The 18,970-nt window shown below is 69.9% G+C and carries 17 protein-coding genes and 1 pseudogene; 9 read left to right on the forward strand and 9 right to left on the reverse strand.

Translation table 11 applies throughout. The features are described 5' to 3' along the window. Nucleotides 1-294: 294 nt before the first annotated feature. From AC07FN_RS38360 to AC07FN_RS38375, 4 genes and pseudogenes are all read right to left on the reverse strand, one after another. On the reverse strand, nt 295-696 hold the full coding sequence (locus AC07FN_RS38360) for a DUF418 domain-containing protein (RefSeq protein WP_478400061.1): 402 nt from the start codon (nt 694-696) through the stop codon (nt 295-297). A 168-nt stretch (nt 697-864) separates the two neighbouring features. Beyond that, entirely contained in the window at nt 865-1,599 is a 735-nt protein-coding gene (locus AC07FN_RS38365; RefSeq protein WP_478400106.1) for a saccharopine dehydrogenase family protein, read from the reverse strand. Between the two features lie 64 nt (nt 1,600-1,663). After that, nucleotides 1,664-1,870 (reverse strand): annotated as a pseudogene (locus AC07FN_RS38370) (NAD(P)H-binding protein); the annotation flags it as partial. After that, a complete protein-coding gene (locus AC07FN_RS38375; protein ID WP_478400062.1) occupies nt 1,867-3,435 on the reverse strand; it encodes an MFS transporter in 1,569 nt (522 codons plus the stop codon). The pseudogene AC07FN_RS38370 and the gene AC07FN_RS38375, both read right to left, overlap by 4 nt. Nucleotides 3,436-3,471: 36 nt before the next feature. Here AC07FN_RS38375 and phoU point away from each other — a divergent pair, with 36 nt between their 5' ends. Continuing rightward, entirely contained in the window at nt 3,472-4,602 is a 1,131-nt protein-coding gene (gene phoU / locus AC07FN_RS38380) for a phosphate signaling complex protein PhoU (protein ID WP_478400063.1), read from the forward strand. A 189-nt stretch (nt 4,603-4,791) separates the two neighbouring features. Here phoU and AC07FN_RS38385 read toward each other — a convergent pair whose 3' ends face one another. Continuing rightward, complete coding sequence (locus AC07FN_RS38385) at nt 4,792-5,073, reverse strand: hypothetical protein (RefSeq protein ID WP_478400064.1); 282 nt, start codon at nt 5,071-5,073, stop codon at nt 4,792-4,794. A gap of 226 nt (nt 5,074-5,299) precedes the next feature. On the opposite strand from AC07FN_RS38385, the gene AC07FN_RS38390 reads away from it, so the two are divergent. After that, on the forward strand, nt 5,300-5,593 hold the full coding sequence (locus AC07FN_RS38390; protein WP_478400065.1) for a hypothetical protein: 294 nt from the start codon (nt 5,300-5,302) through the stop codon (nt 5,591-5,593). Nucleotides 5,594-5,952: 359 nt separating this feature from the next. Continuing rightward, nucleotides 5,953-6,702 (forward strand): hypothetical protein, encoded by a 750-nt coding sequence (locus AC07FN_RS38395; protein ID WP_478400066.1) that lies wholly within the window; start codon nt 5,953-5,955, stop codon nt 6,700-6,702. Between the two features lie 334 nt (nt 6,703-7,036). Here the strand turns inward: AC07FN_RS38395 and AC07FN_RS38400 are convergent, their stop codons facing one another. Continuing rightward, a complete protein-coding gene (locus AC07FN_RS38400; protein WP_478400067.1) occupies nt 7,037-8,668 on the reverse strand; it encodes a protein kinase domain-containing protein in 1,632 nt (543 codons plus the stop codon). Beyond that, on the reverse strand, nt 8,595-9,377 hold the full coding sequence (locus AC07FN_RS38405) for a class III lanthionine synthetase LanKC N-terminal domain-containing protein (RefSeq protein ID WP_478400068.1): 783 nt from the start codon (nt 9,375-9,377) through the stop codon (nt 8,595-8,597). The genes AC07FN_RS38400 and AC07FN_RS38405 overlap by 74 nt, the downstream gene beginning before the upstream one ends. Before the next feature lie 1,187 nt (nt 9,378-10,564). On the opposite strand from AC07FN_RS38405, the gene AC07FN_RS38410 reads away from it, so the two are divergent. Then, nucleotides 10,565-10,690 (forward strand): hypothetical protein, encoded by a 126-nt coding sequence (locus AC07FN_RS38410; RefSeq protein ID WP_478400069.1) that lies wholly within the window; start codon nt 10,565-10,567, stop codon nt 10,688-10,690. Between the two features lie 77 nt (nt 10,691-10,767). On the opposite strand, the gene AC07FN_RS38415 is transcribed toward AC07FN_RS38410, so the two are convergent. Then, complete coding sequence (locus AC07FN_RS38415) at nt 10,768-12,189, reverse strand: PucR family transcriptional regulator (protein WP_478400070.1); 1,422 nt, start codon at nt 12,187-12,189, stop codon at nt 10,768-10,770. A gap of 88 nt (nt 12,190-12,277) precedes the next feature. On the opposite strand from AC07FN_RS38415, the gene AC07FN_RS38420 reads away from it, so the two are divergent. From AC07FN_RS38420 to AC07FN_RS38440, 5 genes are read left to right on the forward strand one after another with little or no spacing between them, the layout of a single operon-like run. After that, entirely contained in the window at nt 12,278-13,297 is a 1,020-nt protein-coding gene (locus tag AC07FN_RS38420; RefSeq protein ID WP_478400071.1) for a DUF917 domain-containing protein, read from the forward strand. Then, on the forward strand, nt 13,294-14,601 hold the full coding sequence (locus AC07FN_RS38425) for a hydantoinase/oxoprolinase N-terminal domain-containing protein (protein ID WP_478400072.1): 1,308 nt from the start codon (nt 13,294-13,296) through the stop codon (nt 14,599-14,601). The genes AC07FN_RS38420 and AC07FN_RS38425 overlap by 4 nt, the downstream gene beginning before the upstream one ends. A 9-nt stretch (nt 14,602-14,610) precedes the next feature. After that, entirely contained in the window at nt 14,611-15,957 is a 1,347-nt protein-coding gene (locus AC07FN_RS38430; protein ID WP_478400073.1) for a purine-cytosine permease family protein, read from the forward strand. A gap of 11 nt (nt 15,958-15,968) precedes the next feature. Continuing rightward, the gene (locus tag AC07FN_RS38435; RefSeq protein ID WP_478400074.1) at nt 15,969-17,534 is read left to right on the forward strand and encodes a hydantoinase/oxoprolinase N-terminal domain-containing protein; all 1,566 of its coding nucleotides are present in this window, start codon (nt 15,969-15,971) and stop codon (nt 17,532-17,534) included. Then, the gene (locus tag AC07FN_RS38440; protein ID WP_478400075.1) at nt 17,527-18,579 is read left to right on the forward strand and encodes a DUF917 domain-containing protein; all 1,053 of its coding nucleotides are present in this window, start codon (nt 17,527-17,529) and stop codon (nt 18,577-18,579) included. Before AC07FN_RS38435 ends, AC07FN_RS38440 begins: the two co-directional genes overlap by 8 nt. 112 nt (nt 18,580-18,691) lie before the next feature. Here the strand turns inward: AC07FN_RS38440 and AC07FN_RS38445 are convergent, their stop codons facing one another. Next, a complete protein-coding gene (locus AC07FN_RS38445; protein ID WP_478400076.1) occupies nt 18,692-18,937 on the reverse strand; it encodes a hypothetical protein in 246 nt (81 codons plus the stop codon). Nucleotides 18,938-18,970 lie beyond the last annotated feature (33 nt).

Below are 18,970 nucleotides of genomic sequence, written 5' to 3' on the forward strand. Positions count from 1 at the left end.
TACGGCAAAGCAAGCTTCACCTTGCTACGAAAGAGAATCCTACTCGACCAATAACTACCCACAGCGTCCTTGATCACGCAACCAGCGACAGAGCCCAAAACTGGACAGCCCCCCTCCCACTCGTGGTGGTGCGGTGAAACTGCTTGTGCGGCCGTGGGCGGACCCGGCATTTCGATGGAGTGGGAGATGACCTGGCAGTGGCGCAATGCAGCCCGGCTGAGGGCGCTTCAGCGACCGTCTGAGCTCGGGCCTCTGGTGTTGGAGGTGATCGTCTGGTCTGCGTGAGGAGCGGTGTCATCCTCGCTCGGGGTGTGGGATTCGCTGTCCTGGTTGTCGGGCGAGTCGACGTAGCGCTATCTCTGCGGGCGCTCGGAGCTTGTGCCTCTCGAGCAGGCAGGCCCCTGCCACGGTGAGCAGCCACACGCCGATCGCGTAGCCGGCTATGGAGGCGCTGTGCAGGTGCGCGCCGAGTCCGAGGCCCCACGCGGCGAGCACGGGGGCGCAGAGGATGGATTGGGCGAGGTAGGCCGACAGGGAGCGTTTGCCCACGGCGGTGATGGCGGTGACGAGCGGCCCGGGCCGTCGCCCGGAGACCCGGTGCCCGAGCAGGCCGAAGACTGCCGAAGAGGAACGCGAACAACGGGTAGACGCGGAAGTCCACCGTGACGATGCTCGCGACCTGGACGGCCTGATCAAGCGCGGAGCCGCCCGGCGGGTGGACGGTGCTGGGGCGCAGCTGCCTGCCCCACAGGTACCAGGGGGTGTTGGCGATGGCGATGAGCAGCAGCATGCCGCCCCGAGCGAGGTCGGGGGCCGGCACCCGCGCTGGGTGGGACACCGGTGCGGCGGGGAGGCGAGTGAGCGTCATCGGTGGCCGTCCTCCTGCTGGTCGTCGTGGTCGAGGTGGAGGTCGAACCCGGTGGTGGCCAGCTCGGTCAGGAAGTCGACCGGGTCCACCAGCTGCTCGATGTGCCGCGCACCGGAAGGCAGAGCGCGCAGGTCGCGGATGAGTAGCGCGGCGGCGCGGCCGGTGGCGCGGCTCTGCAGCCGTCCGCTGAAGGATGCTCGGGCCGATCCCGCGGTGACCGTGACGGCGAAGCTGTCACTTCCGAGGTGGACCTTCTCCAATGCGGTGAGCAGCAGCTCGCGAACGTTCCGGCGACGCAGCATCCCTGCGGCGGCGGGCCGCCCGGCTGCGGCCAGCAGACGGGTGAACAGGCGGGAGTCCAGGCACAATCCAGTGCGCACGGCGGGCACGCCGAGGGTGCGGGGCAGCGTGTATTGGTCGGAGAACGGGAAGCGGTGGACGGTTCGCGTGCCGTGCGGTGCGGGGAAGGTCATCGTCCACGAGCCCTCGAGCACGCCCAGTCCGTCGAGGGTCCAGGCGATCGCCGCGGGACCGTGTTGTTCTCCCGAGCCGAGCAACACGCCGATGCCCAGTTCGGTGGCCGGTGAGCGCTCGGTGCAGATGCGGGCCAGCAGGTTGGTGACGCCGGGGACGAGGCCGACGCTGAGGGCAGCGCTCGCGTCGCGTTCTCGGGCCAGGCCGTCGAGGTCGCCGATCTCGGCCAGCAGGTCGTGGGAGGCCGATACGTCCACATAGGGAGATACCGCGTTCCAGGCAGGCGCGGGCGACCCGGGCATTGTCGATCTCGACGCACATCAGGACGGTGTTGACACCCTCCAACGCCCTGGCCAGGTCATCGGGGTCGGCGGCGTCCACGCGCATCGCGGTGGTCGCGGCGACAGGCCGGGCCCGGCTCGGATTGCGCCCGGCCGCGATCACCCGGGTGCCGGGGTATCCGGTCAGAGCAGCGGCGGCCTCTCGGCCGACCGCGCCGTATCCGCCGAGGATGAGCACGGTGTTCATTGCTGATCTGCTCCTTGCTGCCGAACGGGGGAAGCCGCCTCTGGACGGCGGCCGGTAAACATGACCAGCGCGCAGACGATCCCCAGGACCGCGAGCCCAGCTGTGGCGGCGAATCCGACCCGCAGCCCATCGGCCAGCGCACCCACGGCACTCACACTGGAGGCGGTCCACGCCGCCGAGATCATGAGCACGCCGGTGACGCCGAGCGCGGCGCCCAGCCGCTGGGCGGTATTGATCAGGCCGGAGGCGGCACCCTTGTGTTCCTCAGGAGCGGCACGTACGGCCGAGGCGGTGGAGCCGACGAACACCGCAGGCAGCCCGACCGCGAAGAAGAGGCTGGGCAGCAGCACGGCGAGGAGGAATCCAGCACCGGGCTGCAGCAAAAGTGCGTATCCGGTCAGGCCGAGCGCGAGCAGGCCCATGCCCACCGTCAACAGGGCCCGGGAACCGAGCCGCTGGGCCGCCCACGGCACGACGGTCCGCGCGGTCACCATGTTGACCGCCGCGATAGGGAGAACAGCGAAACCCGCCTCGATCGCGGAATAGCCCAGGACCTCCTGCAGCATCAGCGACAGCAGCACGAACGCCGGCACGTGGGCTGCTCCCACCACAGCGTTGGCCACCGTGCCCGCGCATACCTCCCGGTGCCGAAGCAGTGCCGGCGGCAGGATCGGCCACGGGTGGCGGCGCTGGCGACGCCAGAAGGCCACCGCGAGCACCACGGTGACCACGCTCGCCCCGGCAGTGAGCCAATCCCAGCCCCGGACAGGCAGTTCCGAGGCGAGGAGCACCAGCGCCAGCAGACTGCCGGTACCGGTGAGCGCACCGGCCACATCCAGACGCGAGTTACGCGTGCCGGCAAGTTTCTGGTGCGGCCGCCGGGAGCTCGTGGGCGGGTCCGTGGGCAGCAGACGCGGGGCCGCGATGAGCGCCATGAGCCCGATGGGCACGTTGATCAGGAAGATCCACGGCCAGCCGACCGTCTCGGTGAGGATCCCGCCGAGCGCCACGCCCGAGCCGGCACCGGCGGCCGCCATCGCGCTCCACACCCCGAACGCCCGCCGGTAGGCAGCGGGTTCGGTGAAGATCGACGCCAGCAGCGCCAGCTCGGCCGGGACGACGAGTGCCGCCCCGAGGCCTTGCACCGCCCGCCCCGTGAGCAGCATCCCGGCGTCCGGTGCCACGCCGCACAGCAGTGACCCGATAGTGAACAGCACGAGGCCTGCCTGGAACATCCGGCGCCTGCCGAGCACATCGGCGGCCCGCCCGCCTACCAGCTGAAACCCACCGAACGTCAGTTGGTAGGCGTTGACAACCCAGGCCAGGCTCACATCGGCCAGGGCCAGCGCACAATGGCGGGACTGGGCCGTCGACTCCCTCGTCGCCATGCTCACCGCACTGCCCCGCCCCGTCCCCGATGATGACGATGACGGCCAATAGCCGTGGCCGTCGGGAAGGCACGGGACTTGACCGCGCGCTTTCAGAGTGGATGTCGCGCACGCGCGCAAGCGCCCGGTAGTCAGCGGCCATCTCGGATGGGCCAGTTCGACGTTCGACTGCGGCATCAGCGCTGCTCCATAGCGAGCGGCATTTCCCCATTCATGAACAAGCGGCGCCACAATCGCCGACAGAACCACAGGTCGCTGGCCACACGCACGGAGCAGGCCGACTGGCTTGTCCAGAACATGCCGCCAGCGGTCTTTCACGGAGCCGCTTTCCAGCACCGTGCGGCTGATAGCGGCAGTGTTGGGCTGACGGCCATCAGCGCCGTGGCCGAGCTGCTGTGTTCGTACACCGACCTCGACGAGGAACTCACCCCGCTGACCTGGTGGCCCAGGTCAGCGCCATCGCCTGCGAACGTCTCGACGCGGTCCTCGAAGGCCAGAGCTTGCCAAGCTGGAGCCGATGGCGCGGGCCGGCTCGCCCACGAGCGTGTCCGGCAAGGGCGTTGTCGGGGGCGCCTGCCGAACGTTGCGAGCTTGGCAGGACCGCCGCTTTCGGTAGCCCTCCGCGCATCGCGGGCACCTCGCCCCAGGCTTACGCTGAATGGCGTGCGGGAAGCTTTTCACAATGAGCTAACACAGCTGGGAAATCAGCTGTCCGGCATGTGCGAGCTCGCCGCCGACACCATGCGGCGGGCCACCGCGGCCCTGCTCAACGGCGATGTGGGACTCGCCGAGCAGGTGATCGAGGAGGATGCCACGCTGGACCAAGCGGGCAAGGCCTGCGAAGAGCTCGCCCAGTCGCTGCTGGCCCTGCAGACACCAGTGGCCAGCGACCTGCGCACCGTTCTGGCCGCCCTCTACTGCGCGGTGAAGGTCGAGCGAATGGGTGGTCTCGCCGTCAACGTCGCGAAACTCGTTCGCCGCAACCACCCGGCCAGGGTCGTGCCACCGGACTTGGAAGATCAGTTCAGGGAAATGGGAGAACTCGACGTGCGCATGTGCGAGCACCTCTGCGACCTCGTCACCGGCAGTGCGGAAGGCCGGTTCGCCGAGCTCAACCGCACCGACGACGCCGTCGACGCCCTGCACGCGGGAATTCTCGAGACCGTTACCGATGGGGACTGGCCGCACGGGATCCCCGCGGCGGTGAACGTGGCGTTGCTGGCCCGGTTCTACGAGCGCTTTGCCGATCAGGCGGTTTCCGTGGCCCGACGCCTGGAGTTCGCCGCCACCGGCACTCTCCCTACCCGGCCCAGTTTCCCTGGCTCCCTTGGCTTTCCCCGGTAGGTGCTGATCGTCGACATGGCTCAGCGGACTAGCGGGGACATGTCCCGGCGGTAGGGGGCGGGTTCCACGGCAAGATCATGCGGTGGGTTCGGTGGGACACGGACGCGGCCCGCACGCTGGGCTGCAATGCTGGGGTTCGTCTGTGGTCACTCCAGCTGACAAGTCCACACGGCCCAACCAGGTTGCGCCCTACGGGGCGAGGCAGCCGGTGGTTTCAGCCAGGTCGATTGCCGTTACGGACTCGGAAGCGCATGTGACGAGCGCGAGCGGGTCCACGACCGCGTTTGCTGGCGCCGCGGCAGCGGTGATCACCGAGCCACTCATCAGGAACGCGGCTATGGCACGACGCAACATGAATTCTCCTTTGCTACAAGCCTGAATCCGGCTGATATCGAAGTAAGCCACGGGGTTCGGGCACTCGCCATTCGGGTGCCCGAAATGAGCGTCACCCACCGCTGCTTGAATGTTCAAGAGGAGAGGTGATCTGATCTCGTGGCTCTGTCGAAGTCATGCGTTGGCCGTCCTAAAATCCCGGGAGCGCCTCCGCGGGGCCCACCTGCGGCTGCCCGCGCCGTCCGCGCTACTGACTCTGCCGACTGCCAACGGAACTAACTCGGGTCGAAAGGCCCAGGTGAACCTGTGCGAGACTTCGGATACTGGCTAGTAGGTTCCCATCCCGAGACGCCGCAGGTGATCAATGGCCCAAGTGCTGAGCCGTTGGAGAGCGGGACACTCCGACTGGTCTCCCATCGCTCCGTACGAGATCGTCCTCGAACGGATCTCTTCCAAGTGGCATGTGACCTACCTGGTTCACGGAGAGCGTCACGCCCGCATCGGGTTCGATACTGAGGACGAGGCATTGCGGAACGTTGCCTGGCTGAAAGCCCAGTACCCGGAGGGAGCCGGCGCGTGGATCGCCGTCCACAACGATGTAGCGGCGCTGCCACGAGGTCACGAATCGTTGCCGCCAGGTGAGGCGAGCGCCAACTGAGCGTCTCGTGCTTGACGCCGGTCGCCGCCTCCAAGGAGGCCAGCAACACGAAACACCGCGAGCTGCGGACGGCATCGCCAAGCGAGTCCCGAAGCTGTTGGGTGGCCGCCAGGTTTTTCTGATCCCAGAACACTTTTGGTTCGAGCGCGGATACGGCTCGGGTCGGCCCGCCCGCCGACCTGCACCCCGCCGGGCTCCGCGACCGAACCCCATGGGCGGTGCCGCTCCGCCTGAACCAACGAGCCCCGAGCCTTCACCGGGTACGGGGTTTGGCTTCGTCCGGCGGCTCGGACGGCGTACTCCCGGCGCGCCCCCGCACCCTTCAATCGGGACGCTGTTGGCGAATTGATCAACACGGGATGCCCCTGCATGATCCCGAAGGGCTGCATGGCGATGCGGATGCGGGATGCGCTTGGGCAGATCTTCGCGAGTTCCGGTCGCGGCTGGTCGAAGGCGGGCTGGAGCTGCGCGTACTGGACGCGGTGTTGGAGGCGGCTCGCGCTGCTGGTTTGCTGGCCGCCGGTAAACGGCAGCGCAGCGATTCGACTCACGTGTTGGGGGCAACGCGGGAGCTCAACAGGCTGGAGTTCGTTGTCGAGACGCTGCGTGCCGCGCTGAACGTGGTCGCGGCGGTGGCCGGGAACTGGCTCGTCGATCACGTCGAGCCGGAGTGGTTTGATCGCTACACGGCCCGTCCCGAGGACAGGAGATCTCCGTCGCGGTGGGCGGCGCGGGTCGAGCATGGTCACCAGGTCGGCGCGGATGGGATGGTGCTGCTTCAGGCAGTGTGTTCGCCGCCGGCGCGCCGGAATTGTTACGGCACCTGCCCGCAGTGGAGTTCCTGCGACAGGCGTGGATCCACGCAATATCAGCTCGAAGACGGACGGGTGCGCTGGCGCGAGTCGGAAAACGTGCCCCCGGCGACGATACGGTTGACCAGTCCCTACGACGCGGAGGTGCGCACCGGCGCCAAACGCGAGACCGCGTGGGACGGATACAAGGTCCATGTGATCGAGACATGCTGGCCTGCGGCGCTATCACGCCCTGTTCGGGATCACGCGATCGGGGTGCACCGAGCGCGACGGATCCGTCCAGCGGCCGCACCTTGACTCAGAGCAGAACATCTCTCATTTCAAGCGAGGTCATTTCAGAAATGAAATACTGAAGAATGATCGCAGTGGGGTGAGGGTGTGAAGATCAGCCTGAACCCCCCGCGCCTGGTGGCAACCCGCCCTCACGTTCCCAACGAGGAACCACCGAACTCACGGGATGTCGCCCAGCAGGTGGCGCTGCCAGACATTCAGTCCGTTGCTCGGCCCAGGTGACGAGCAGGGGCCGAGCAGGACCTCTGACCAGTAGGCGGTAGACACTCACCTCTCGATCTCCCCGGGGGACCCGGGTTCAGGGGTCATGGGGAACCTTGGGTGCGGACGGGGAGGGGCCTCACCCACATGTGAGGATGCTGACCGTGCTGTCATCGCATCCCGCGAGCAGGCTCAGACCCGAGTCGTCCGGTGCGTCCCCCACCCCGGCCTCGGGCTCGGGCGCGCCGGACTTGAGTTTGCCGTGGCAGGCACGCACGAGTCCGGGCAGGTTCGCGACGGGTTCGGCGTCCGGTCGGTGGATTGCCAGTTCGGCGAGTGCGAGGGCGATTCCGGCGGAGCCGATCGCGAGGTATGGCAGTGTCCGGTTACCGTCGCGTACCTGGGTCGTCCCGTCAGCAGCGGTCCCGCACTCGGCGAAGTCGCGGGCGATGGCGTGCTCAGCGAGGTCGAGCCAGGCGTGGTCACCGGTGTGGGCGAACATCCGGGTGAACAGCATCGCGGGGCCCGACCATCCGCGGGTCAGTCCCGCGCGGGCTTTGCCCCTGGGTTGTGGTGCGGGGACGGCTGGGAACATGTCCGCAAGTCGTTCAGCGACGGCAGCAGCGTGGCCACGCTCGCCCTCGTGGAGGGCCAGGCCGAAGTGCAGCAGGTTCAATCCGATTCCCGACAAGCCGCATGCGAGGCCGTGGTCGGCGACAGCGGGTGTGGTGTGTTGCTCGATGAGATCCAGTGCCAGCTGCGAGTGCCCGAGTTCGGCGAGGACGTAGGCGATGCCGTGTGCGCCGTCGTGGAAACCGGGCCGGGTCGGCGGGGCCCGCCGCACGGTGTCGAGTAGCCACTGCTCGTGCTCGGGATGCGGGTCGCGGCCGGTGGCCAGGAGCGCGTGCAGCACGCCGGCGGCCCCGTGGGCGAAAGTTGTGCCGCCGGTGTCGAACTGCTCGATGTCGCCCGGGAACAGCCGGTCCCGCCGATGCGGTGTGGCGCTGGCCAGGATGGCCGCGGCGATGCTGTCCTGCGCGGCCCGCCAGTCGCGCTGGTCGAACACCGTCGGTGGTGGTGGACTGGTCTGCCGCCGCAGCGTCTGCAGGACGGCCTCGCCGTAGCCGTCGGATAGAGCGAACCTGCGCGTGACCCGCCAAGCGTGGTCGCAGGCCACCGAGGGGTCCAGTTCGAGCAACGGGGCGAGCGGGGCGAACAGCCAGATCTTCAACACCGCCAGCGCGTGCTCATCGATCTCGGCCCCGTGACAACCGGGCGGTGCTCGGAATCCGGGTGCACCCAACGCAGGTTGGATCTGATCGCTGACCGGGAAGGTCAGCTCGAAGTCGATCAAGCAGACGATGTCGTCCTCGTCGACCAGCAAGTTGGATGGGTCCAGATCACCGAAGACCAGTCCGCGTCGGTGTATCTCCCGCAGCAGCCATTCGACCTGTTCCAGGATGCGCAAGGCGCGGTCCCGGTACGCGATCAGGGCATCGGCGGTGACGTCGGCGCGGGTGCTCGGGAAGTGCCGAGCCAGCCACCGGCCGAGCTTGGTGCCGGGCATGTGCTGCAACGCGAGGTAGTGGTGCTCCCACACCGAGAACCGATCGTGCACCCGTGGGATCCCGGGCATGTCCGCGAGCACGGTCAGCGCGCGGTGTTCGCGGTCGAGTCGGGTGACTGCGTCGTTGCCGTCACGGTCCAGACCGGCGTAGGGGCGGGCTTCCTTGAGCACGACCTCGAGACCGTCGCGCCTGCGGGTGGCCACGTAGACACCACCGCCGTTGGAGAAGTGCAGCGGATGCTCGACGGTGTACGGGGAAGGCGGACGGGGCACCGGCACGCCGGGCCCGCACGTGCGGCGCCAGGCAAGCGGGCACCTCGACCCAGTCGGGCACGTGGAACCCGGGTCTGCGCTCGTCGGGCACCGGGACACCGTCCGGCCGCCGGATCGCGGGCGACCGCCTGCCGTCGCGCTCGACCCACCGCACAGCGAAGCCGCCATAACGCACATACAGCGGTCCTTCGCCGAAGCGGAGATCGCTGAGGATGTACGGGCCGCGCACCCCGTGCAGTTCCACCGACAGATGCTCCAGTGCGTGCTCGAGCCGCTGGACGTCGGGCGGGTAGATCGTGATCAGCTTCCCGCTCGCCTCGCGCGGGGCCGTCTTGGAGTTCCTGATCAGCAGCAACGACGGGCCGCGCAAGTGTTTGAACGCCACCCTGTGCCGCCGGCAATACTGCGCGACGGCGTCGAGCGCCCGCTGCGCATCGGCCATGGTGGTCGACACATGGATCTTCCAGCCCTGCTCCGGCAGCACCACGCCATCCGGGTGCATGCCCCGCCACCCATTCCACTCCGCCGCAGACCAGCCCTCGGGTACTGGACAGGTGAATTCGTCCGCCGGTTCCACCGCACGTGGCACGTCGTAGAAATACCGGTCGGTGAAGCAGTACGCGTCATACCGCGGATCCACCTGCCCACCCTTCCGGATCGACCACTGTGGCACCGCCCCCAATGATTTCGACCACTGCATCAGATCGTCGGCGCCATCGCTGCACCGCTGCCAGCCGAGACGACGAAGATGGCTCGAAAAGGGACCGTCAGCCAGGTGACCGCAACTGCCGCCTCACGCTGGGTTCACCGGTTCGGAACCCGGAGCACTGCACGCTCACCGGTTGCGTCGGGACGCTCGTGTCGGCCAGCGGCACGACTTGGCTGTCGGAAAGTGGGGACGCTGTTCTTGGGGTTTACCAGGTCGATGTGCAGAAGTCGCAGGCGATGATGTCGTTGGCCTGTGCGGTCAGAAACTCGAGCCACGTTGGCCCGGCTCGACGGGGAGTCGGGCCGACGCCGGTGGCTGTCAAGATCTCCCAAACCGTGGAAGAGTCGATCCGATGCCCAAGCGCGAGCTCACCTTGGATCCCGCGGCAGCCCCAGTGCGGACTTTCGGGATCGTGCGGTCGCTGTTGGAGCCCGTTGTCCAGGCTCGCTCAGGACTTGGTGGTGGCGGTGGTCGGTGTCGCTCACTTCCGGAAGTCTGGAGGTGCCGAGCCGTTGCTGATGATTTCCGGGTCCGCGGAGTTCGGGCAGGTGGTGCGATCTGCGGTGGGGTTCGCCCGTGACCCTGATGCGGAAGACGGGTCGTGTGTGATGTCGGCGATCAAATCGAACGTCGCGTCGCTGAGGACTCCGTCGCTGCGGTACGTCGTCGCTCCGGCTTCGGGTACGCGCCGAGGATGGGCTGCCGACCGAGGTGGGTCGGTTCGAGCTCGTTGGTGAATCGGACCAGGATGTTTCGGCGTTGCTCGATCACGGGCCGGTGTCGGCGGATGAGCAGTTGGAGCGGTCGGAGTCTCGAGAGTGGTTGATGGCGTCTCTGCGGGACTGCGGTGGTCGTGCTGAGGCTGGTCCGGGCTGCCGAGGCGGCTGGCCTGTCGAAGGACAAGGTCAAGAAGGCGCGGGTGAAGTCGGCGCCAAGACGGAGAAGGTGGGCTTCGCAGGGCGGTGGGAAGGGTTCTCCCTGAAGGTGCCGAAGTTGCCAGGGATATGGCGCAGGCACCTCCGGCATCTTCCCGACACCATGCGTGGGTGCTTGCGGTCTGCCTCCTACCGGACACTGGCCGCGGAGTCGACTGTGCCGGATGTGCTCGGAGAGGTCGCGTGAACCTGCGCGGCCGGCGGGGCGTCGAGCCCAGCCTTTCCAAGGCAAGCGATCAACGTGCAGTACCGCGCCGGGTGGTGCGCTACGCCGGCCCCAACAACCACGAATTCGAGGTGACGTTCTAGCGTTCCGCGTACTCGCGCACTCGGGGGATCAACGACCCGACCAACGCTTTCCGCCGCGTGCGCGGGTAGCGCGGCCGTCAGATCAGGTGGGCGCGGCAGGCGAGTTGGACTTTGAGCCGCTGCTGCGGGTCGTCGAGGTCGACGCCCATCAGCTCGCTCGCCCGGCGTACCCGCCGCCCGACGACGTTGCGGTGCACGTGCAGTTCCTCGGCCGCGCGGGCCGGTGAGCCCTGGTGGTCCAAATAGGACTGGAGAGTGCGCAGCAGCGGCTCGGCGCGGTGCTTTCCCAGGGACAGCACCGGGCGGAGCAGTTCGTCCACCGCTTCGCGTGCGGCGTCGGAGGAGTACCACTCCAGCAGCATCCGGTCGAGCCCGGCGGCGTCGAAGGCCGCGGGCGATCTCGGGTCGTGGCGGCGGAGCAGGGCGCTGCGCGCCTCGCGAGCCGAGGTACGCGCGCCCAGCGGGCCTCGGTGCGGAGTTCCCACGCCGCAACGCATTTCCACCGCGGGGAAGCGTGCGCGCAGCGCCTCGAGCAGTTGCCCGGCTTCGGCGAGCACGGTTCGCATGCCGTCGCGGCGCGGGTCGGTGGGCTGCGACCGAAGCAGGATCAGGGATTCGTCGACCCGGGCGGTGTTCCACTGCGCGGTCGCGGTTTCGCGCAGCACGCGCAGCGCTTCCGGGGTGGCGGCTTCCAGCGCGCGGTACCGGTCGGTCCCGGTCAACGCGGTGGGTTCGGCTCGAAGCACCACGTGCCAGGCGTCGACGGGCAGGCCCAGCGCGCGCCCGCGCGGGGCCAGCTGCAACGCGGTGTCCTCCGGTGCCACCAGCAGTTCGGCCAGGAGCTGGCTGCGGGAGCGCACCGGGATGTCGGCCGTGTTCCCGCCTGCTGAGACCAGCGCCGCGATCGTCAGCACCGACCGCACCGCCGCGCCCAGATGGCCGCTGCGGCGCGGGGCCGACAGCCGGACCTCGCCGTCGGTTCCGACCGCGACGGCGCTGTCCTCGCCCGCGACGGCCGCGCGTGTCTCCACGTCGACGCCCAGCACCTGCCCGGCCAGCGCCGCCGCCCGCCGCGGATCACCGGCCGCGGTCGGCAGTTCCCGTGCAGCGGAGTCGACCCGGGCGAGCGCGTCAGCGGCATCGCCGTCGATCGCGCGTGCCACGGCGACGATGAGGGCGGCGAGATCGCCGGTCGCCCGTAGGACGCAGAGGTGCCGTTTGCGGGCCAACACCTCGACGGTCGGTGGTGCCTCGTCCACGCCGTCGGTCAGCACCAATGCCGCGACGCCCGCAGCCGCGGCGTCCCGCACCGCGATGTCCAGCCGGTAGCCGGACACCGGTGCGAGCAACACGGCCACGCAGCCCGCGGGCAGCGCAGCCAACCCGTCGAGGCGGCGCTCCAGACGCACGCCGGTGACCGGGCCTGCGGTGACCGGGCCGCAGAGCACCTGGACGTCGTCCAGATATGGGGCGGCGAGCACGTTCTCGACCGATGTCATGCCGGAAGTGTGCCACCAGCACCGTCCTATGCCGAACGAGGTGCTTCGGGCACCCTTCCGTGGTGAATGCGGTCCCTAGGGTGGGCGCATGGAAATCGACGCCGGTCTGATCCCGGACTTCGCACGCGGCTGCGCCGTCCTGGGATCCGGCGGCGGTGGCGAGACCGAAGTGCCCAGCCTCGCGGCGGCGCAGGCGATCGAGGAGCACGGCCCGGTGCCGGTTCTCGCGCCCGGTGAGCTGGCCGCGGACGCGCTGGTGATGCCGGTCAGCACGTTCGGGACGTCGTCGGTCAGCGCCGAACGCGTCGGCAGTACCCGCGAACCCGCGCACCTGCGCGACCGGGTCGAGCGGATCCACGGCCGGCCGGTGGCGGCGGTGCTGGCCACCGAGATCGGAGGCATGAACGGCCTGGTCGCGCTGACCTACGCCGCCCGGCTCGGCGTCCCGCTGCTCGACGCCGACGCGCTGGGCCGCGCCTTCCCCCGGCTGGACCAGAACGTGCTGCACCTGGCCGGTCTGCCGCCGGTGCCCGCGGTGCTGGCCGACGAGCACGGCCGGACCGTGGTGATCGACGACGTCGACGCGCCGTGGCTGGAACGGTTCGTGCGCTCGGTCCTCGACGCCTTCGGCGGTCATGTCACGGTCAGCGACCACCCTCTGACAGCGGAGGAAGCGGCGGCGCATGCGGTCGCCGGATCGGTCAGCCGCGCCCTCGCTCTCGGCGCCGCACTGGCCGATGGCGTGCCCGGCTCCGGGCTGGAACAGGCCCGGGTGCTGGCGCGGACGAAGGCGCGGGAGGTCCGGCACCCTAGCGACGCGGCCACCGAGGTGCTGCTGGAAGGACTCGGCGACGACGACGGGCGGCTGTTGCGGATCGAGGCGCGCACCGAGTACCTCGCGGTGTTCGAGGACGGCCTGCCGACGGCCGTCGTGCCCGAGCTGATCGCCGTGGTCGATACCCGCACGGGCGAGTCGATCCCGGTCGACGGTCTTCGCTACGGGCTGCGGGTCAGCGTCCTGGTGCTCGACTGCGCACCCGTGTGGCGCACCCCGCAAGGGCTGCGATTGGGCGGGCCGGCCGCGTTCGGACTGGAGGGCCTGTCGTGATCATCGGCGTGGACGTGGGCCCCGACCGGACCGACGCGGTGCTGCTCACCGAAGGCACGGTCGTCTCGACCAGCGTGCAGTCTGTCGACGACGCCGTCGTCAGCGTCGGGACCGCAGTGCGCGCACTGCCGTCCCGACGTACCAACGCGCACCAGGTCGTGATCGGTTTCCCCGTCGCCGAACGCGCCGTGGTGCGGCGCGAAGGTCTCGCCCGCGTGGGTGTCGTCCGCATCGGCGCGAGATCCGATGCGGTGCGGCCGCTGTTCGGCTGGCCGCCCGACCTGCACGCCGCGGTGTGCGCGGGAGTCGCGGTCGTCGGCGGCGGCTCCGGGCTCGTCCGGGAGGAGGAGACGCCGCTGGACCGGGACGCGGTGGCGCGGTTCGCCGCCCGGATGGCGGGCGAGGCCGAGGCGTTCGCGGTCTGCGGCGTGTTCTCGCCCGCACACGGCGAGCAGGAGCACGAGGTCGCCGAGCTGCTGCGCCGCGAGGTCGGCGACGCGCCACACATCGCGCTGTCCGGGGAGATCGGGCCGTTCGGGCTCATCGAGCGGGAGAACACCGCCGTGCTCGACGCCGCACTCAGCCGGTTGACCACCGATCTGGCCGACCGGCTCGAACACGCGCTCTCCGGACTGGGGCTGCACTCCACCAGCGTGCTGGTGACCAGGGGCGACGGCACCCTGATGAGCCTGGAGTACCTGCGCGCCCACCCCGGGCTGAGCCTCGGCAGCGGTCCGGCGAGCGCCCTGCGCGGCGCGGGCGTGCTGACCGGGTTCGGCGACGCGATCGTCGCCGACGTCGGCAACGGCCGCATCGGCGCGCTCACTGCGGGCTACCCGCAGGAATCCGGGCACGGCGAGCGGATCGGCGGGGTGCCGGTCTGCTTCCGCACGCCCGATCTGGTCCAGGTCGACGGCACCGCCCCGCACCGGTGGGCGGAGGCAATCGACCGGATGCGACCGGCCGCCGGACGACTGCCGATCGTGGTCGTCGGCACCGAGGCCGAGCTCCCCGGCGACATGGAGACCGTACGGCCCGAGCACGGCGCGGTCGCCGGGGCCATCGGCGCCGCCGCCAGCCCGGTGGGCGGCCGGTTCGAGCGGATCGTCCGGCTCGACCCGCACATCGACGCCGCCATCGACGACATCCGCGAGGGCGCCCGCGCCAGCGCGGTGCGCGCCGGGGCCGATCCGCGCCACGTGCGCGTCATCGGCGTCGAGCGCACGGCGGTGCCCTACCTGCAAGGCACGGTGATCCGGCTGCGCGCTCGCGCCGCCGGGCCACCGGTGACCCCCGAGACGTGAGGATCTCCCATGTCGCAGTCCGATGCGGACTACCCGCTGGAGCGGGTGCCCAGATCCGCCCGCTACTCCTGGTTCAACGTGGCCGTGCAGCGATTCGGCCAGCTCTCCGACCTCACCCAGTTCCTGCTCGGCGCCACGCTCGGCGCCGGACTGTCGTTCTGGGGCGCGTTCTGGGCGTTCACGCTGGGATCGGTGATCCTGGAGATCGTCTGCATCTTCGTCGGCATCGCCGGGATGCGCGAAGGCCTGTCGACGTCGGTGCTGACCCGCTGGGCCGGATTCGGCCGCTACGGCTCAGTGCTGATCGGGCTGGTGATCGCAGTGAGCCTGTTCGGCTGGTTCGGCGTGCAGACCGCGGTGTTCGCCAGTGGACTGCACTCCTTGGTCGGCGCGATCCCGCTGTGGGGCTGGTGCCTGATCACCGGGCTGGCGGTGACGACCCTGGTGCTGCGCGGATTCCGGGCGATGGGCTGGACCGCGTTCGTCACCGTGCCGGCGTTCCTGGGCCTTGCGGGCTGGGCGATGTCGGTGGAGATCTCCCGGCACAGCATCGGCGACCTGGTCGCCTCGCCGCCCTTCGGCACCGGGATGTCGATCGCCACCGGCGCGACGATCGTCGCCGGTTCCTACATCGTCGGCGCGGTGACCACCCCGGACATGACGCGGTTCAACCGCAACGCCGCGGACGTGGTCAAGCAGACCGTGGTGGGCATCTCACTCGGCGAGTACGTGCTGGGGCTGGCCGGGGTGCTGCTGGCCTACGCGGTGAAGACCTCCGACGTGATCGCGATCATCACCGCGTCCTCCGGCGTCGCCGGAGTGATCATCCTGGTCTCGGCGACCGTCAAGATCAACAACTGGAACCTGTACTCGGCCACGCTGGGCCTGATCAACGCGGTCGAGTCGCTGACCGGGATCCGGCTGAGCCGGGTGCGGGTGACCATCGTGGTCGGCGTGCTGGGCAGCCTCGCCGCGGCGGCCGGAATCCTCGACGCCTTCGAGGGTTTCCTGACCTTCCTCGGCGTGCTCACCCCGCCGATCGCCGGGATCGTGGTCGCCGAGTACTTCGGGGTCCGGCACTGGCGCCCGCAGCTGGACGCCTCCCGCGCGCTCGGCAGGCTGCCAGAGACCGAACCAGCCTGGGTGCCCGCGACGATCGTGCTGTGGCCGGCCGCCTCCGTCGTCGGCTGGCTCTCCGACCACTACCAGTGGTGGGGCATCCCCGCCCTCAACTCGCTGCTACTGGCCGGGCTCGGCTACCTCGCCGCGGGCGCGCTCGGTCTGGTCCGGGGACGCGGCGAGATCCCCGTTGAGCAACCGGCGCGACCCGCCGCAGCACTGGAATCCACCCACTGAGAGGTCCCTCGATGCGAATCGGAATCGACGTCGGCGGCACCAACACCGACGCGGCGCTGCTGGGCGACGACGACCGGGTGCTGGCTACCGCCAAGTCGCCCACCACCGCCGACGTCACCACAGGTGTCGCCGACGCCGTCCGCCGGATGCTGGCGGGCTGCGACACCGGCCGGATCAGCGCGGTCATGATCGGCACCACGCACTTCCTCAACGCGCTGGTCGAAGGAGCGCGGCTGGCGCCGGTGGCGGCGGTGCGGCTGGGCCTGCCCGCCACCGCGGCGCTGCCGCCGATGGTCGACTGGCCGGAGCGGCTGCGCGCCGCCGTCGGCGGGCGCGCCTACCTCTGCCACGGCGGCCGGGAGTTCGACGGCCGTCCGCTGTCGGCGCTGGACCCTGCCGAACTCCGCCGGGTCGCGGCCGATATCGCCGCGCACGGGGTGCGCTCGGTGGCGGTGTCGTCGGTGTTCTCGCCGGCGGCGGCCGAGGACGAGCAGCGCGCCGCGGAGATCCTCGCCGCCGAACTCGGCGACGTGCACCTGTCGCTGTCGCACGAGATCGGCCGGGTCGGGCTGCTGGCGCGGGAGAACGCCACGATCATCAACGCTGCCCTGCGCGAACTCGCGGTGACCATCGTGGACTCCTTCGGCGCGGCGCTGGCCGACGTCGGCATCACTGCGCCGTTCCTGCTGTCGCAGAACGACGGCACGCTGATGGACCTGGACTTCGCCCGCCGCTATCCGGTGGCGACCTTCGCCTCCGGACCCACGAACTCCATGCGCGGCGCGGCATTCCTGTCCGGACTCGCCGACTGCGCGGTGGTCGACGTCGGCGGCACGACCTCCGACATCGGCATTCTCACCGCCGGATTCCCCCGCGAGGCGGCGGGGGAGAGCGAGGCCGCCGGGGTGCGCACCAATTTCCGGATCCCCGACGTGCTGTCGCTGGGCATCGGCGGCGGATCGCTGATCGGCGACGACGGCGAGGTCGGCCCGCGCAGCGTCGGCTATCGGCTCACTGACGAGGCGCTGGTGTTCGGCGGCTCGACACTGACCGCCACCGACCTGGCGGTCGCCTGCGGCTTCGCCGAGATCGGCGACCCGGCGCTGGTCGCGCACTTGGACCGGCCGTTCGCGACCGCCGCACTGCGGCGGGTGGCTGAACGGCTTGCCGACGCGGTCGACCGCATCCGGACCTCGGCGGCGCCGCTGCCGGTGGTGGCCGTCGGCGGCGGCAGCGTCCTGGTCCCCGGACAGCTGCCCGGATTCCCGGACGTGCACCGCCCCGGTCACTTCGACGTGGCCAATGCGGTGGGCGCGGCCATCGCCCAGGTCGGCGGCGAAGTCGACCGCGTTTTCCGGATTCCGGACGGGAAGCGGACGGTGGTGCTCGACCATGCCAGGGAGGAAGCCGTGGCGCGCGCCGAGGACGCGGGCGCCCGGCCCGGCACGGTCCGCGTCGCCGACATCGAGGAAGTGCCGCTGGCCTACCTGCCCGGCGGCGCCACCCGCATCCGGGTCAGAGCCGTCGGCGACCTGGACCTGTCCCGGATCGGTGCGAAGGAGACCGCGAATGCGTGAGATCGGTATCGACGACCTCGACGACATCGCCCGCGGCGCGGGCATCCTCGGCACCGGTGGCGGCGGTGATCCCTACGTCGGCAAGCTGCTGGCCCGGGAGGCGATCCGCCGCAACGGTCCGGTGGCCGTCGTCGACATCGACGAGGTCCCCGCCGACGCCACCGTGGTGCCGATCTCCGGGCTCGGCGCACCGACGGTGCTGCTGGAGAAGCTGCCCAACGGCAGCGAGGAGATCACCGCGCTGCGGGCGCTGGAGGAGGTGCTCGGCCGCCGCGCGACCCACATCGTGCCGATCGAGATCGGCGGGGTGAACTCGATGCTCCCGCTGGCCGCCGCGGCCGAGGCCGGGCTGCCGGTGATCGACGGCGACGCGATGGGCCGTGCGTTCCCGGAGGCACAGATGGTGTTGCCGGGTCTGATCGGGGTCGCGAACACCCCGATGGCCATCGCCGACGACAAGGGCAACACGATGGTCGTCCGCGCGGTCGACAACCACACCGCCGAACGCATCGCCCGCACCGTCTGCGTGCAGCTGGGCTGCCAGATCAGTTGCGCGGACACGGTTATGCGTGGCGACCAGCTCGCCGATGGACTGGTGCCGGCCACGCTGACGCTGGCCCAGCGGCTCGGCGAGGAGGTCCGCCGAGCGCGAGCGGGCCATGCCGACCCGGTCGACGCGGCGCGTGAGCTGCTCGGCGGCAGGCACCTGCTGGCGGGCAAGGTGGTCGACGTCCAGCGCCGCACCGAGGGCGGCTTCGCCCGGGGCAGGGCCGTTCTGGAAGGGGCGGGCCAGGTGCTGGAGCTGGACTTCCAGAACGAACATCTGCTGGCCACAGTGGACGGTTCTGTCGTGGCGACGACGCCCGACCTGATCTGCGTGCTGGACACCGAGACCGGTGAACCGGTCACCACCGAAGGCATGCGGTACGGACTGCGCGTCAGCGTGCTGGCCACGCCGTGCGACCCGAGGTGGACCAGTCCCGCCGGTCTGGAGCTGGCCGGTCCGAGGTATTTCGGTTACGACACCGACTATCGGCCCTTCTAGCTCACAGTGGACGGAGGCAGCAGGGCAGCCAGTCCGTCGAGGTGGCGTTGCAATCCGAACTCGAAGATCTCGTCCAGATCGATCGGCCCAGTATCGCGTTCCAGGGCGGTGGTCAGGGTGCGTCGAACAGCGGCCGGTGCTGTTCTTGGTACTGGGCCACCGTCACGGTGTGGCGGCTCACGATGTCCTCGGTGGCAGGTGGCTTTTCGCCGTACTTCTCGATGTAGAACCTCTTGACCTGCTTGCCCATGATGGGCGCGAGCTTCCGGCACCCGGGTGGTGGTGTAGTCTTCCGCGAATCCGCCGAGACAGCGGAGGCGTTGAGGCGTTGCCACTGCTGGCCGGGGGCCTTCAGCATCCCGCCGAGGTGCTGCGGGCGCCGCCCAACGGG

It is taken from the genome of Saccharopolyspora sp. NPDC045941 (assembly GCF_056431445.1).

Bases quoted from the DNA above. Each gene is read 5' to 3' on its own strand.
- AC07FN_RS38440 (WP_478400075.1), top strand. From the start codon at position 17,527: ATGCGTGAGATCGGTATCGACGACCTCGACGACATCGCCCGCGGCGCG.
- AC07FN_RS38445 (WP_478400076.1), bottom strand. From the start codon at position 18,937: ATGCTGAAGGCCCCCGGCCAGCAGTGGCAACGCCTCAACGCCTCCGCT.
- phoU (WP_478400063.1), top strand. From the start codon at position 3,472: ATGAACAAGCGGCGCCACAATCGCCGACAGAACCACAGGTCGCTGGCC.
- AC07FN_RS38420 (WP_478400071.1), top strand. From the start codon at position 12,278: ATGGAAATCGACGCCGGTCTGATCCCGGACTTCGCACGCGGCTGCGCC.
- AC07FN_RS38375 (WP_478400062.1), bottom strand. From the start codon at position 3,435: ATGCCGCAGTCGAACGTCGAACTGGCCCATCCGAGATGGCCGCTGACT.
- AC07FN_RS38415 (WP_478400070.1), bottom strand. From the start codon at position 12,189: ATGACATCGGTCGAGAACGTGCTCGCCGCCCCATATCTGGACGACGTC.
- AC07FN_RS38390 (WP_478400065.1), top strand. From the start codon at position 5,300: ATGGCCCAAGTGCTGAGCCGTTGGAGAGCGGGACACTCCGACTGGTCT.
- AC07FN_RS38435 (WP_478400074.1), top strand. From the start codon at position 15,969: ATGCGAATCGGAATCGACGTCGGCGGCACCAACACCGACGCGGCGCTG.
- AC07FN_RS38430 (WP_478400073.1), top strand. From the start codon at position 14,611: ATGTCGCAGTCCGATGCGGACTACCCGCTGGAGCGGGTGCCCAGATCC.
- AC07FN_RS38395 (WP_478400066.1), top strand. From the start codon at position 5,953: ATGCCCCTGCATGATCCCGAAGGGCTGCATGGCGATGCGGATGCGGGA.